Annotated in this window: 14 protein-coding genes; 6 read left to right on the top strand and 8 right to left on the bottom strand. The window is 72.9% G+C overall.

Annotated features, from left to right (window positions below):
• Positions 1–7 precede the first annotated feature (7 nt).
• The 8 genes from ACRYM0_RS02810 to ACRYM0_RS02775 form a co-directional block, all read right to left on the bottom strand.
• Positions 8–1,390 carry an ammonium transporter gene (locus ACRYM0_RS02810; RefSeq protein ID WP_432501901.1) on the bottom strand — a complete coding sequence of 461 codons (1,383 nt, stop codon included), beginning with the start codon at positions 1,388–1,390 and terminating at the stop codon, positions 8–10.
• A 29-nt stretch (positions 1,391–1,419) separates the two neighbouring features.
• The gene (locus tag ACRYM0_RS02805; RefSeq protein WP_432501898.1) at positions 1,420–2,409 is read right to left on the bottom strand and encodes a heme-dependent oxidative N-demethylase family protein; all 990 of its coding nucleotides are present in this window, start codon (positions 2,407–2,409) and stop codon (positions 1,420–1,422) included.
• The gene (locus tag ACRYM0_RS02800; RefSeq protein WP_432501896.1) at positions 2,406–3,320 is read right to left on the bottom strand and encodes a PDR/VanB family oxidoreductase; all 915 of its coding nucleotides are present in this window, start codon (positions 3,318–3,320) and stop codon (positions 2,406–2,408) included. Before ACRYM0_RS02800 ends, ACRYM0_RS02805 begins: the two co-directional genes overlap by 4 nt.
• Positions 3,321–3,391: 71 nt before the next feature.
• Positions 3,392–3,949 carry a dimethylamine monooxygenase subunit DmmA family protein gene (locus ACRYM0_RS02795; protein WP_432501894.1) on the bottom strand — a complete coding sequence of 186 codons (558 nt, stop codon included), beginning with the start codon at positions 3,947–3,949 and terminating at the stop codon, positions 3,392–3,394.
• 229 nt (positions 3,950–4,178) lie between these two features.
• Positions 4,179–5,171, bottom strand: a complete 993-nt coding sequence (locus ACRYM0_RS02790; RefSeq protein ID WP_432501892.1) for a heme-dependent oxidative N-demethylase family protein — start codon at positions 5,169–5,171, stop codon at positions 4,179–4,181.
• Positions 5,168–6,097 (bottom strand): PDR/VanB family oxidoreductase, encoded by a 930-nt coding sequence (locus ACRYM0_RS02785; RefSeq protein ID WP_432501947.1) that lies wholly within the window; start codon positions 6,095–6,097, stop codon positions 5,168–5,170. The genes ACRYM0_RS02790 and ACRYM0_RS02785 overlap by 4 nt, the downstream gene beginning before the upstream one ends.
• A 101-nt stretch (positions 6,098–6,198) precedes the next feature.
• A complete protein-coding gene (locus ACRYM0_RS02780; protein ID WP_432501890.1) occupies positions 6,199–6,669 on the bottom strand; it encodes a dimethylamine monooxygenase subunit DmmA family protein in 471 nt (156 codons plus the stop codon).
• A gap of 63 nt (positions 6,670–6,732) precedes the next feature.
• Positions 6,733–7,104: a cupin domain-containing protein gene (locus ACRYM0_RS02775; protein WP_432486048.1), complete on the bottom strand. Its 372-nt coding sequence runs from the start codon at positions 7,102–7,104 to the stop codon at positions 6,733–6,735.
• Between the two features lie 406 nt (positions 7,105–7,510).
• Between ACRYM0_RS02775 and glnT the strand changes: the two genes are divergently transcribed.
• The 6 genes from glnT (at position 7,511) to ACRYM0_RS02745 (ending at position 13,556) form a co-directional block, all read left to right on the top strand.
• The gene (gene glnT / locus ACRYM0_RS02770) at positions 7,511–8,824 is read left to right on the top strand and encodes a type III glutamate--ammonia ligase (protein ID WP_432501945.1); all 1,314 of its coding nucleotides are present in this window, start codon (positions 7,511–7,513) and stop codon (positions 8,822–8,824) included.
• A gap of 71 nt (positions 8,825–8,895) precedes the next feature.
• A complete protein-coding gene (locus tag ACRYM0_RS02765; RefSeq protein WP_432501889.1) occupies positions 8,896–9,792 on the top strand; it encodes a class II glutamine amidotransferase domain-containing protein in 897 nt (298 codons plus the stop codon).
• Positions 9,780–10,514 carry a GltB/FmdC/FwdC-like GXGXG domain-containing protein gene (locus tag ACRYM0_RS02760; RefSeq protein ID WP_432501886.1) on the top strand — a complete coding sequence of 245 codons (735 nt, stop codon included), beginning with the start codon at positions 9,780–9,782 and terminating at the stop codon, positions 10,512–10,514. Before ACRYM0_RS02765 ends, ACRYM0_RS02760 begins: the two co-directional genes overlap by 13 nt.
• Positions 10,515–10,543: 29 nt before the next feature.
• Entirely contained in the window at positions 10,544–11,878 is a 1,335-nt protein-coding gene (locus ACRYM0_RS02755; protein ID WP_432501942.1) for an FMN-binding glutamate synthase family protein, read from the top strand.
• Positions 11,854–12,420, top strand: a complete 567-nt coding sequence (locus ACRYM0_RS02750) for a HutD/Ves family protein (protein WP_432501884.1) — start codon at positions 11,854–11,856, stop codon at positions 12,418–12,420. The genes ACRYM0_RS02755 and ACRYM0_RS02750 overlap by 25 nt, the downstream gene beginning before the upstream one ends.
• The gene (locus tag ACRYM0_RS02745; protein WP_432501882.1) at positions 12,417–13,556 is read left to right on the top strand and encodes an FAD-dependent oxidoreductase; all 1,140 of its coding nucleotides are present in this window, start codon (positions 12,417–12,419) and stop codon (positions 13,554–13,556) included. The genes ACRYM0_RS02750 and ACRYM0_RS02745 overlap by 4 nt, the downstream gene beginning before the upstream one ends.
• Position 13,557: the final 1 nt, after the last annotated feature.

The raw sequence follows: 13,557 nt of genomic DNA, 5'->3' as shown, positions 1-13,557 counted from the left end.
GGTGTCCTCACCCCTCCCCGTGCGCGCCGACGGCGGGTGCCGCGGCCGCCGGCTGCGCCGGGACCTCCGGGCGGGTCGGGTGGGCGGTGAGGCGTTCGTGCGCGCCGGGGACGGCCGGAGCCTCGGGCACCCCGGCACCGGCCGGGGCGAGGTCGTACGCGGTCTCGGCGTGCACGCTGAGGTCCACCCCGGCCTCCTCGGCCTCCGCCGGCAGGCGCAGCCCCATCGTCTTGTCGAGCACGAGGGCGATCAGGAGGGTCACGACGAAGGAGTAGGCGAGCACCGCACCCACCGCCGCCGCCTGCACCCCGAGGAGCCCGAACCCGCCGCCGTAGAGGAGGCCGTCGCGGCCGCTGGGTGCGTCGGAGGTGCCGAGGAACCCGACGAGCAGCGTTCCGACGACCCCGCCCACCAGGTGCACCCCGACGACGTCGAGCGCGTCGTCGTAGCCGAACCGGCGCTTGAGCCCGATGGCCAGCGGGCAGACGGCCCCGGCCACCGCACCGACGACGAGGGCCCCGACCGGGCTGACGGCGCCGCACGCCGGGGTGATGGCGACGAGACCGGCGATGATCCCCGAGACCGCGCCGAGCGTGGTGGCGTGGCCGTCGCGCAGGCGCTCCACGAGCAGCCAGCCCAGCAGGCCGCTGCAGCTCGCGCAGAACGTGGTGAGGACCACGACGGCCGCGCTGTTGCCCGCCGACAGGGCCGAGCCGCCGTTGAACCCGAACCAGCCGAACCACAGGATGCCCGCGCCGAGCAGGGTGGTGGGGAGGTTGTGCGGACGAGGGGTTCGCGGCCACGACAGGCGCTTGCCCAGGACGAGGACGACCGCGAGGGTGCCGATGCCGGCGTTGACGTGGACGGCGGTGCCGCCGGCGAAGTCGACGGCGGCCAGGTCGTTGGCGATCCACCCGCCGAGGACGGAACCGTCGGCGGAGTCGAAGGCGAACACCCAGTGCGCGACGGGGAAGTAGACCAGCGCGGCCCACAGCCCGGCGAGCACGAGCCAGCTGCCGAACCGCATCCGGTCGGCGACACCACCGGCCAGCAGCGCCACGGTGATGCAGGCGAACAGCGCCTGGAACGCCGCGACGAGCGCCGGTGGCAGTGCGGCGTCGGGGTCCTCGGCCAGCACCTGGCCGAGTCCGGCGTACTCGCCGAGGTCACCCAGCAGGCCGAGCCCCCCGTAGGAGTTCCCCAGGACGGCGGAGTAGCCGAAGGCCACCCACAGGACGGCGACCACGGCCACCGCCCCCAGGACCATCATCATCATGTTCAGGGTGCTCTTGACGGACGTCATGCCCCCGTAGAAGAGGGCGAGTCCGGGCACCATGAGGCTCACCGCGGTGAAGGCGGCGAGGATCCAGGCGGTGTCTGCAGCGTTCATGCGCAGGTCCTTTCGACGTGCGGGGGCGGTCAGGTGGTGACGAGGTGGTCTGCCGAGGCGCGGCGGAGCCAATCCACGGCCTGGTGGCGGTACGCGCTGATGCCCTTGTAGTCGGCGATGTCCTGGGGCAGTTCCTCCACGACCGCGGCCAGCTGCTCCCTCCACTCCGGGATCGTGGCGATCTCCGCCAGGGGTGCCATGTAGGTGCGGATGTTGAAGGTCAGCGCACCGCTGAGCGGCAGGCGGGTCAGGTGCTCCAGTTCGATGCGCAGCTGGAGGCGTCCGTAGTCACCGTCGACGATCAGCCGGGGGATGTCCGCGTCCCACTGCGGTTTCGTCTCCAGGCTGATGTCGCGCAGGGGTGAGCCGTGGGCGGAGAAGGTCCAGTTGACCCTGCGGTACACCACGTCCGGGGTCAACCGGCGCATGAACTGCGTCGCCCTGCTGGTGGTCCCGTCCTCGTTCAGGCGCGGCACGGGCCCGTGGACCTCCTCCAGGCTCATGCCGACGTCGAACTTCACCGACCACGCCGCCGCCCAGGTCACCAGCGCGGCGTCGAACCACAACCGTCCGCCGCGGTCGCTGACCATGAGGAGGTCATCGGGCACCTGGCAGCCGATGAAGGTCAACGGGTCCACGCCCAGACCCGTGCGGTCGCCCAGCGTGAAGCGGCGTTCGATGCCGAGCAGGTCGTTGCGCCAGTGCAGGTCCTGCCCGTCCTGGCGCAGGTGCATCGTCTCCGGGTAGGAGGCGGCCAGTTCACGCACCAGGAACAGCAGCATGTCCCAGCACGCCGGCTCCATGTGGGGGAGGACCTGCCGGCGGCCCGGGTCGCGGGCCAGGACCTCGCGCCGCAGGGCCATCTGCTCCAGGTAGTCGTCCCCCAGGTCGACGACGTGGGAACCCCAGTGCCCGGCCGGGGTGTCGACACGGCGCCTGGCGGGCTCGACGTTGACGGCGTAGCGGAACGCGCGCTCGCCGGGGCTGAACGGCCACGGCAGGCGGGTGAGGTCACTCATGCGTCGATCTCCAGACGGTCGTCGGCGGCGCGTGAGACGCAGGCGAGCATCTGCGTGTGGGTCTCCCGCTCGTCGGGGGCGAGCACGGCGTCGCGGTGCTCCACGCGGCCGGCGGTGACGGCGACCACGCACTGCCCGCAGACGCCCTGGCGGCACATGTTGGCGATGGGGACGTCGGCGGCGAGAGCTGCTTCCAGCAGGCTCGTGCCGCTGGGGACCTGCAGCCGCTTCCCGCTGCGGCGCAGCACGGCGGTGAAGGCCCTGCCGGCATCGAGTTCGGGTGCGACGAAGCGTTCCAGGTGCACTCGTGCCGGCGGCCACCCCGACCTGTGGGCCTGCTGCTCGAACAGGTCCAGCACGGCCGGTGGTCCGCACGCGTAGGCGTGGGTGCCCCACGGCTGGTCGTCGAGCCGTTCCCGCACGACCTCGCGCAGCGCCCGTCGACCCACCGCTTCGTGCAGGTGCGGCCCGGACAGTTCACGCACCTCCTCCAGGTGCGCAGCGGCGCCCGCGCGGTACCCGTAGACCACCTCCACGTCCCGTCCCCACGCCCGGGCGGCCCGCAGGTGCGAGAGCACCGGCGTCACGCCGATGCCGGCGGCGATGAGCAGGGACTTGCGCGCGGAGAACTCCGGGGCGAAGGCGCTGACCGGCCCCTGGATCCGCAGCGTGTCACCGACCGCGACGTTCTCGTGCAACCAGTCCGATCCACCGCCGTCGCCGCGGCGCAGCACCGAGAAGCGGAAGTCGGCCGGTGCGATGCCGGACCCCGTCAGCGAGTAGGCGTTGCGCTTCGAACCGGCGGTGACGACGACGTGGCTGCCGGGGGCGTGGTCCGGCAGGGCCCGTCCGTCCGCGCGCACCGTCACGAACTGCCGCGCGGTGCTGGTCAACTCGTCAATGCGGACCACGCGCACCGTGAGCACGGGTTTTGCCGTGGTGCTGCCTGCGGCAGTGCTCGGGGCGAGGCTCGGGGAGGGCATCACGCTCCCTCCGCACTGTCGATCGCGGACGCCAGGTAGCTGCCCCGGTACCGGGAGGCGTGCTCGTGCACCTCGATGCGCCTGCCGCACCCGGTGCAGGTCAGGAGCTCGCCCGGCTGCGAGCGCACGCGCCGGGTGTTCTCGCAGTGCACGCAGAAGACGGCGATCACGTCTCGGGAGACGGCGTGGGTGAGCAGCTCCTCGGGGAGGACGCCGGCGCCCGCGCACCAGGTGCCGACCTCCAGCACGTCCGCTTCGTCACCCGCGACGGCGATCCGTGCTCCCACGCGCAGGCGCGTCAAGGCTTCCAGCACCTCCGGGCGGCGTCGCGGGTGGAGTTCCTGCAGGTGCAGGACGTGGATCTGCTCGCCCGTGTCCGCCGCCTGCCGACGCCACCGGTCGGCGGCCTCCGCCGCACCCGCGCCGACGGTGATGACCAGGTGCTGCCGTCCCGAGGTGTCCAGCGGGGGGAGGCGGTCGGTCCAGGTCGGAACGCTGGTCCGGCGCGGGGCGAGGACCTCGGCGGCCGGCCTGTCGATCGTTTCGGCGTGGGTCACGGGGAACCCTCCTCGTCGACTGCGGTGGGAGTCGTGCCTGCACACCCTCGCTGAGTGCTCATCTGCTCAGGAGATGATGTCTAATGTCAGTAGACGCGGTGCGTGTTTCACGGCAACTACGTGACCGTGAAGATCCGGGCTCGATCGTGTTGCGGCGACGTTTCCCCCGGGGCGGTCGTCGACGGGGAACTGCTGCGGCCGGCGAGCCGCCGGTGCCGGGCGTCGCCACTCACCCGGCGGCGTGCAACCAGGCGACGGCGTCGTCCCGGTAGCGGGTCAAACCCTTGTAGTCGACCATGTCCTGCGGCAGTTCCTGCAGCACCGAGGCCAAGCCGGCGCGCCACTCCGGCACGGTGGCCAGGTCCTCCAGGGACATCATGTAGGAGCGGATGAGGAAGAGGATGCAGCCGCTGTGGGGCAGGCGCAGCAGGTGCTGGACCTCCACGCGCAGGTGCAGGCGGTGCCCGATGTCGTCTCTGCTGAGCAGCCGGCGGTCACGTCCCCACTCGGGGTAGGTCTCGGTGGAGGTGTCCAGCCGGTGGTCGACGCTCATCGTCCAGTTCGTGCGCCGGTACGGCTGCCCGGGCTGCAGCCGCATGAGGAACTGCTCGGCGCGGGGGATGATCCCCTCCTCGTGCACGCGGGGCACCGGGCCGTGGATCTGCAGGAAGCTCATGCCCACGTCGAAGTTCATTGACCAGTCCGCGGCGAAGGTCACCAGCCCGGCATCGCCCCACAGGTGCTCCTCGCGCTGGTCCAGCAGGACCAGGTCCTCCTGGACCTGCTCGCCGATGTAGAGCAGCGGGCTGGTGGGCAGGGTGGACTCGTCCCCCACGACGAAGGTGTGCTGCCGGCCCAGCAGGTCGTTGCGCCAGGTCCAGGAGCCGCCCTCCCCGTGCTGCAGGTGCATGCTGCCGGGGTACGCGGTGGCCAGTTCGCGCATGATGAGCAGCATCGCGTCCCACGTCGCAGGCACCATGTGCGGCAGGACGGCGTGCCGGGTGGGGTCGGCGCGCAGGATGGCCGCACGCTGCCGCAGCTCGTCGTGGTGGTCGCCGTCGATGTCGACGATGCGCCCGCCCCAGGACCCCGCAGCGGTCGCAGCGCGGTGGAGCGCGGGTTCCACGTTGGTGGAGTACCGGTAGTGCCGGGCGGGGAAGGGCCAGGGGAAGGTCGCGATGCGTTCGTGCAACGGCGCACGGGCGTGGTCGGTGGTGGTCACAGGTCGATCTCCACGGTCTCGTCGGCGCCGCGGGACACGCACGCCATGATGCTGTCGTTCGCCGCGCGCTCCTCGGCGTTCAGGTAGAGGTCGCGGTGCTCGATGCGCCCGGAGCGGACGGTCAGCCGGCACTCCCCGCACACGCCCTGGCGGCAGCGGCTGGGGACGTCCACCCCTCCCGCTTCCAGGGCTTCGAGCAGGCTGGTGCCGCTGGGGACGTGGATCGCCCGCCCCGAGGAGGTCAGCCGGGCGGTGAAGGGTTCGCCCGGGGGGAGCTCGTCCACGGCGAACCGTTCGGCGTGCACGCGCTCGGCCGGCCAGCCGGCTGCCGCGGCGCACTGCTGGACGGTGTCGATCAGGGCGCTGGGTCCGCAGGTGTAGACGTGCGTCCCCAGGGGTTGCCCGGCCAGGGCTTCCTGCAGGTGGCGACGGGTGGCGACACGCCCGTGCACCTCGTGCAGCCGCTGCCCGCACAGCCGGCGCAGCTCCTGCACGTGCGCGCCGTGACCGGGGCGGTAGCTGTAGAGCAGGGTGAAGGAGCGGTTCCACTGCAGCGCGGCGCGCACGTGCGAGAGCATCGCGGTGATGCCGATGCCGCCCGCGACGAGCAGGTGGTGGCGGGCGGTGAGCACGGGCGCGAAGGCGCTGCGCGGCACCGAGGCGGTGACGACCGCGCCGGGGTGCAGTTGCGCGTGCACCCAGGCGCTGCCGCCACGGCCCGTGCGCTGGTGCAGCACGGAGATCGAGTACGTGGCCGGCTCGATCGTGGGGCCGGTCAGCGAGTACGCGTTGCGCCGCTGCCCGCACGTGAGCACCAGGTGGCTGCCGGGGGTGAAGGAGGGGAGTCGGCTGCCGTCGAGCGCGGCCAGCACGACGGTGCGCACGTCGGGTGCGGCCTGCAGGACGTCCACCACGCGCAGCTGCAACGGGTCGCTGCCGGTGCGGCGGCCCGGCGGTGGTGCTGCGGGGGTGGCGCCCGCGCCGGGGTCCTGCGGTCCCGGGGGGGACGTCAGCGCGGTGGTCAGGGTCACGGTTGTTCCTCCGCATCGGCCATGAAGCCCATGTAACCGGCGTGCCGGCGCGAGACGTGGTGGTACACCAGCAGTTCCCTGCCGCAACCGGAGCAGGGGCAGGTGGCGCCCACGTCCGCGTCGGTCGACGTGGTGCTCCTGCAGTGGGTGCACAGCACGTTCTTGCGGTCGGTGCTCACCGCGTGGGCGGTGATCTCCGCATCGACGGCTCCCTGTGCGCGCACCACGGCGCAGGTGGCCAGCACGTCCGCTTCGGGACCCGCCACGCAGAGGCGCCAGCCGACGCGGGCACCGCCGGCCTGACGCTGTGCCCAGCGGACCCCCGAGGGGGCGCAGCTGCTCGATCCACGCGCGGGTGACCTCGTGGGCCTGCGCGCCGAAGGACAGGACCGCGTAGGAGCGGCCGGTGACGTCCACCTCGGGTGGTGCGCTGTCCCAGACGGGGACGCTGGTGGGCACGGGGGCATCCTTCCGGTCGTCACTGCGAGCAGCTGGTCCCCGCGGTGCCTGGCGGGGCGGGGGCGGTCCGGTCAGGGGGCGAAGGTGCGGTGACCCACGTAGAACGCCAGGGCCCGGTCGGGGGTGGAGAAGAGGATGGTGCTGCCCTTGGGGAAGAAGATGGCGTCCTTGGCCCTGGCGATGAGGACCTGGCCGGTGTCGGCGTCCTCGAGGCGGAACTCACCCTCCAGGACGACCTTCATCTCGTCGTAGGTGTACTCGTAGCGCAGCGGCTCGTCGGTGTGGTGCAGCTCGAAGTAGCCGGAGGCCATCGGCGAGCCGTCCGGGTTGGCGTAGACGTCGCCGATGTACCCCTCGGTGCCGGCGAACTCCGGCTCGTCCATCTTGGGGAGGTTCTTCCACGCGTCCGGGGTCACGCGGAACGGCGTCTTCGTGATCTGCACGGGGGTGCTCCTCTGGGAGGGTGGGTGCGGGTTCCGGGGTGCGTCGAGGACAGCGGTTCACCCACTGGGGCGATACGGCGTCCTCTGTCAGTAAACAAGAGCACCCGTTACGGCGGGAGGACGCGCTCGTTACAACTTCGTTTCCGGGCGCCCGGGGCGCCGCGGCGGCCCGCGGGCGAGGCGATACCGGGCGGGAACGAGCGCGAAACGCCGTTGAAACACCGGTGCTGTCTACTGTCAGTAGATGAAGGTACCCCAGGTGAGACAGTCCAAGGAGGACCCCGTGACCGCACCCGTGACAGACCTGGCCGTGGCCGAGGGCGGGCCCTCGGGCACCGCCACCCCCGTCGTGCACGCGGACCCCGTGGCGGCGCTGAGCCCCGGAGCGACGCAGTCCCTGGCGAGCATGGCCCGCGCCGACGGCGTGCGCTACCTCCTGGCCACCTTCACCACCCTCACCGGCAAGCCGTGCTCGAAGCTCGTGCCGGTCTCCGCGGCCGACGAGCTCGAGGCGGAGGGCTGCGGCTTCGCCGGCTACGCCGCCGGCGCGATGGGGCAGGTCCCCGCCGACCCGGACGTCGTCGCGGTCCCCGACCTCTCCTCCTACACCCCGCTGCCGTTCGTGCGCCCCGGCCTGGCGATGGTGCACTGCGACCCGCACGTGAACGGCGTGCCGTACGCCTACGCGCCCCGGGTGATCCTGCGCGAGCAGCTGCGCCGGGCGGCCGAGCTGGAGCTGAGCCTCTCGGTGGGTGCCGAGGTCGAGTACTTCCTCGTCAAGCGCGGTCTCGATGGCCGGCTCGTGACGGCGGACGCCTCCGACGACGCCGATCAACCCTGCTACGACACCCGTGGTGTCACCCGGATGTACGACCACCTCGCGGCGGTCTCGGACGCCATGGACGAGCTGGGCTGGGGTCCCTACGCCAGCGACCACGAGGACGGCAACGGGCAGTTCGAGCAGAACTTCCACTACGCCGACGCCCTGACGACGGCCGACCGCGTCACGACGCTGCGCTACGTCATCCAGATGCTCGCCGAGCAGCGCGGGATGATCGCGACCTACATGCCGAAACCCTTCACCGACCGCACCGGCAGCGGGATGCACCTGCACCTGTCGCTGTGGGGCACGCAGGAGGCCGGTGGCGGGACGCGCTTCCCGGTCGGCGCCGGCCACGACCCGCACGGCCTGGGGCTGTCGGCCACCGGGTACGGGTTCGTCGCCGGGCTGCTGCAGCACGCCCCGGCGCTGCAGGCGCTCATCGCCCCCACGGTGAACTCCTACAAGCGCACCGGTGCGACCTCGACGGCGTCGGGAGCCACGTGGGCGCCGCGCGCGGCGACCTACGGCGGCAACGACCGCACCCACCTCGTGCGCGTCCCGGACGCGAACCGGGTGGAACTGCGCGCCGGCGACGGCGCGGCCAGCTCGCACCTGGCCGCCGCCGGGGCGCTGGGTGCCGGCCTGGACGGCGTGCGGCGCGCCCTGGACCCCGGTGCCCCCGGGGCCCGCCCGCAGGGGGCGCCGCTGCTGCCGCGCACGCTGCTCGACGCCGTGCACGCCCTCGAGTCCGACCCGGTCGTGGCCGGCGTCCTGGACGCCGTCGACCCCGCCGCGGGCGTCTCGCGCTACTACGCCGAGCTCAAGCGCGAGGAGTTCTACTCCTGGCACAGCCGGGTCACCTCCTGGGAGGTCGACCGCTACCTCACCGCGGTCTGACCCGCTGGACACTGACAGGAAACATCGGCTACTATGAAGACACACACCCCGACCACCCCCGGAGGACGCTGATGTGCGGCATCGCCGGTCTGCACCTGCGCGATCGCGCACTGCACCCCCAGCTGGGCTCGCTGCTGCAGTCCATGCTCTGCCAGGCCGCCGAGCGCGGCACCGACGCCGCGGGCGTCGGCCTCTACGGCGATCCCGCCCTCACCCCGGCGGGCCGCTCCACCGTCTGCGTCATCGACGCCCCCGTCCCCGCCGAGCGGGCCGCCGCGCTGCTGGACGCCGCCGGCGTCGGGCCGGTGGAGTTCCGCGCCGCCGGCCAGACCAGCGTGTTCTCCGCCCCCGCCTCCCCCGAAGTGCTGGAGGCCGCGGTGCGCGCCGCGCTGCCGGGCGCCGTGGTCACCAGCCGGGGCGACGCCCTCGCCGTGCTCAAGGGCACCGGCCACCCCGACGAACTGGCCACCACGTTCCGCCTCGCCGATGCCACCGGGTACCAGGGCGTCGCCCACACCCGCATGGCGACGGAGTCCGCGGTCACCTCCACCGGCTCGCACCCCTACTCCGTCGGGCCGGACCAGTGCATGGTCCACAACGGCTCGTTCTCCAACCACGCCACCATCCGCCGCGAGCTGATGGCCGAGGGCATCGCCTTCGACTCCCAGAACGACACCGAGGTCGGCGCGCGGTTCGTCGCCAAGCACCTCGCCGAGGGCGCCGACGTGGAGAAGGCGCTGCGCCTGCTGTGCGAGCGGTTCGACGGGTTCTACACGCTGCTCGTCGCGACCGGGAACTCCTTCGCCGTCGTGCGCGACGCCATCGCCTGCAAGCCCGCCGTCGTCGCCGAGACCGACGCCTGGGTCGCCGTGGCGTCCGAGTACCGCTACCTCGCCGGCCTGCCCGGCATCGAGTCCGCCCGCATCTTCGAGCCCGAGCCGGAAGTGGTGTACGCATGGGAACGCTGACCGAGCACCTCCTCGAGACCGCTGAGGTCGAGGTCCCCGCACCGGTCGTCGTCGACCTCGCGAACGAGCCGGTGCGGGAGCTGAACTCCCGCCTGCACGCCCTGCCGGAGGGCGACACCTCCGCCTGGCGGGTCCTGCACCCGAACGGCGCGCACAGCATCGCCGTCGGCCTGGACCGCCCGGTCACCGTGGAGGTCGACGGGCACGTCGGCTACTACTGCGCCGGCATGAACCAGCACGCCACCGTCGAGGTCCACGGCAACGCCGGCGTCGGCGTCGCGGAGAACATGATGTCCGGGCGCGTGCACGTGCACGGCGACGCCTCCCAGTCCGCCGGCGCCACGGCCCACGGCGGCCTGCTCGTCGTCGACGGCAACGCCGCGGCCCGCTGCGGCATCTCCATGAAGGGGGTGGACATCGTCGTCGGCGGGAACGTCGGCCACATGAGCGGATTCATGGCGCAGGCCGGCCGGATGGTCGTGTGCGGCGACGCCGGCGACGCGCTCGGCGACTCGATCTACGAGGCCCGCATCTACGTCCAGGGTTCCGTGGCCTCCCTCGGCGCGGACTGCGTGCGCAAGGAGATGCGCGAGGAGCACCTGGCCGAGCTGGCCGGGCTCCTGACCGCCGCCGGCCGGGACGACGACCCGGCCGACTTCACCCGCTACGGCTCGTCCCGCACGCTCTACAACTTCCACGTCGACAACGCCTCGGCGTACTGAACCGGACGACTGAGGAGAACCCCGTGCCCATCGACTCCACCCCCGGGGAACTGGCCGCCAAGGGCCTGCGCGAGTCCGCCACCTTCGACCGCGCCACGATCGCCGCCATCCAGCACGCCGCGCGCACCGGCATCTACGACATCCGCGGCGGTGGCGCCAAGCGCAAGCTCCCGCACTTCGACGACCTGCTGTTCCTGGGTGCGAGCATGTCCCGCTACCCGCTGGAGGGCTACCGCGAGCGCTGCGACACCGACGTGGTCCTCGGTTCGAGGAACGCGAAGTTCCCGCTGCACCTGTCCACCCCCGTCACCATCGCGGGCATGAGCTTCGGCGCCCTGTCCGGGCGGGCGAAGGAGGCCCTGGGGCGCGGCGCCAGCGAGGTCGGCACCTCCACCACCACCGGCGACGGCGGCATGACCGAGGAGGAGCGTGGGCAGTCCAAGCACCTCGTCTACCAGTACCTGCCCTCCCGGTACGGGATGAACCCCGACCACCTGCGCGCCGCCGACGCGATCGAGGTCGTGCTCGGCCAGGGCGCCAAGCCCGGCGGCGGCGGCATGCTGCTCGGGCAGAAGATCACCGAGCGGGTCGCCGGGATGCGCACCCTGCCGGTGGGCGTGGACCAGCGCTCCGCGTGCCGGCACCCCGACTGGACCGGCCCCGACGACCTCGCCATCAAGATCGGCGAACTGCGGGAAATCACCGACTGGGAGAAGCCGATCTACGTCAAGGTCGGCGCCTCGCGCACCTACTACGACGTCAAGCTCGCCGTGAAGGCCGGCGCCGACGTCGTCGTCGTCGACGGCATGCAGGGCGGCACCGCCGCCACGCAGGACGTGTTCATCGAGCACGTCGGCATCCCCACCCTCGCCGCGATCCCGCAGGCCGTGCAGGCGCTGCAGGAGATGGGCGTGCACCGCGAGGTGCAGCTGGTCGTCTCCGGCGGCATCCGCAACGGCGCCGACCTGGCCAAGTGCATGGCGCTGGGCGCCGACGCCGTCGCCATCGGCACCGCCGCGCTCATCGCCCTGGGCGACAACGACCCCGCCCTGGACGAGGAGTACCGCAAGCTCGGCTCCGCGGCCGGCTACTACGACGACTGGCAGGCGGGGAAGGACCCCGCCGGCATCACCACCCAGGACCCCGAGCTGCAGCAGCGCCTCGACCCGGTGGCCGCCGGGCACCGCCTGGCGAACTACCTGCGGGTGATGACGATGGAGGCGCAGATCATCGCCCGCGCCTGCGGCAAGGCGCACCTGCACCACCTCGAACCGGAGGACATGGTGGCGCTGAGCATCGAGGCGGCGGCCATGGCCCGGCTGCCGCTGGCCGGCACGTCGTGGATCCCGGGCCAGGGGCTCTGAACCCCGCACCGGGCCTCGTGCGGTACGAGGCCGCACGCGACGAGCCCTGGCGCAACGGCCGCGGCATGACGCGGCAGCTGCACCCGGCACCCGGGGCCGCGGCGGGAGACGGCTGGCGGGTGAGCGTGGCGACGCTGGGGGAGGCGGGGGAGTTCTCCGCCTTCCCCGGCGTGGACCGGGTGTTCACGCCGGTGGACGCGCCCGTCGACCTCACCGTCGACGGGCGCACCACCCGCGTCGACCCCGGAACCCCGGTGCGGTTCGCCGGGGAGGCGAGCGTCACGGCGGCACTGCCGCACGGGTCGACCCGTGCGGTGAACGTGATGACCGAGCGCACGCGGTGCCGCGTCACGGTGCTGGTGCGCACGGTGGACGGGCCGGTGGAACCGACGACGGCGCTGCTCCTGCTGGAGGGGGAGGGCGTCGCGGCGGGCGGTGAGAGGGTGGTGGCGCTGGACCTCGTGCGCGGTCCGGCGCGGTGCCGAGGAAGCGTGCTGGAGATCGGCGTGGTGGGCGCCGAGGGCGGAGGAGTCGTCTCGTGAGCAGTTCGCAGTACCTGGTGGTCGGTGCCGGGCTGGCCGGGGCGGCCACCGCCTGGCAGCTCGCCGAGCGCGGTCACGAGGTGACGCTCGTGGAGCGCACCGAGCCCGCCGCCCACGACGGCAGCTCCCACGGCTCGGCGCGGATCTTCCGCTACGCCTACCCGGAGCGCGACTACGTCGAGATGGTGGTGCGCGCCGCCGCCGGCTTCCGGGAGCTGGAGCGCCTGCACGGCGCCCCGCTGCTGACCCCCACCGGTGCCCTCGACCACGGCTCCGGCCGCGACCCGAGGGCGCTGGCGCGGGTGCTGGAGTCCGTGGGCGTCGAGCACGAACTCCTCGACGCGGACGCCGCCCGCGCGCGCTGGCCGCAGCTCGTCGTCGACGGCGAGGTGCTGCACCAGCCCGGCGGCGCGGTGATCGACGCCGAGAGCACCGTGCGCGCCATGGTCGCCCTCGCGGAGGCGAAGGGTGCGCGGGTGCTCACCGGCTGGCCCCTGGAACGGCTGGAGCGCACGCCCACCGGCTTCACCGCGCGCTCCACGCGGGGCCGCTCGATCGATGCCGGGCACGTCGTCGTCTCCGCCGGCGGCTGGCTGCCCGACCTGCTCGGCGAGCTGCCGCTGCCCCCGGGTTTCCTCGACGCGTTCCCCGCGCTGGAGGTCATGCAGGAGAACGCGTTCCACTTCCCGTACCGCGACGAGCACCCGCACGGCACCTGGCCGACCCTCATCCACAAGGTCCCCGAGATCCAGGTGTACGCGCTGCCCGGCGGCCGTGACGCGGGGTTCCGCGGCCAGAAGGTCGCCGAGTACAACGGTGGCCGCTCCATCGGCTCCGCCTCGAAGCAGTCCGGCGACGTCGACGGCGCCAACCGCGCCCGCGTCGTGGACTACGTGCGCCGCTACCTGCCGGGCCTGGTGCCCGAGCCGTACGCGGAGACCACGTGCTTGTTCACCAACACCCCCACGGAGGACTTCGTGATCGACGGAACCGACGGGATCACCGTCGTGTCCCCGTGTTCCGGGCACGGGGCGAAGTTCGCACCGCTGCTGGGCGAGATCGCCGCGGACGTCGCCACCGGCGCCGCCGCAGCACCGGAGCGGTTCCGCGTCGGGGCGGTGCGTGCCGGTGCCTGAG

Source organism: Kineococcus arenarius subsp. arenarius (assembly GCF_050871845.1).
GTDB lineage: Bacteria > Actinomycetota > Actinomycetes > Actinomycetales > Kineococcaceae > Kineococcus.
This window is presented reverse-complemented; position numbering and strand designations above follow the sequence as displayed.

What these genes read in the sequence shown, in the direction of transcription:
- ACRYM0_RS02810 (WP_432501901.1), bottom strand. Translation starts at nt 1,390, where the DNA reads ATGAACGCTGCAGACACCGCCTGGATCCTCGCCGCCTTCACCGCGGTG.
- ACRYM0_RS02805 (WP_432501898.1), bottom strand. Translation starts at nt 2,409, where the DNA reads ATGAGTGACCTCACCCGCCTGCCGTGGCCGTTCAGCCCCGGCGAGCGC.
- ACRYM0_RS02780 (WP_432501890.1), bottom strand. Translation starts at nt 6,669, where the DNA reads ATGCCCCCGTGCCCACCAGCGTCCCCGTCTGGGACAGCGCACCACCCG.
- glnT (WP_432501945.1), top strand. Translation starts at nt 7,511, where the DNA reads ATGGCCCGCGCCGACGGCGTGCGCTACCTCCTGGCCACCTTCACCACC.
- ACRYM0_RS02765 (WP_432501889.1), top strand. Translation starts at nt 8,896, where the DNA reads ATGTGCGGCATCGCCGGTCTGCACCTGCGCGATCGCGCACTGCACCCC.
- ACRYM0_RS02760 (WP_432501886.1), top strand. Translation starts at nt 9,780, where the DNA reads ATGGGAACGCTGACCGAGCACCTCCTCGAGACCGCTGAGGTCGAGGTC.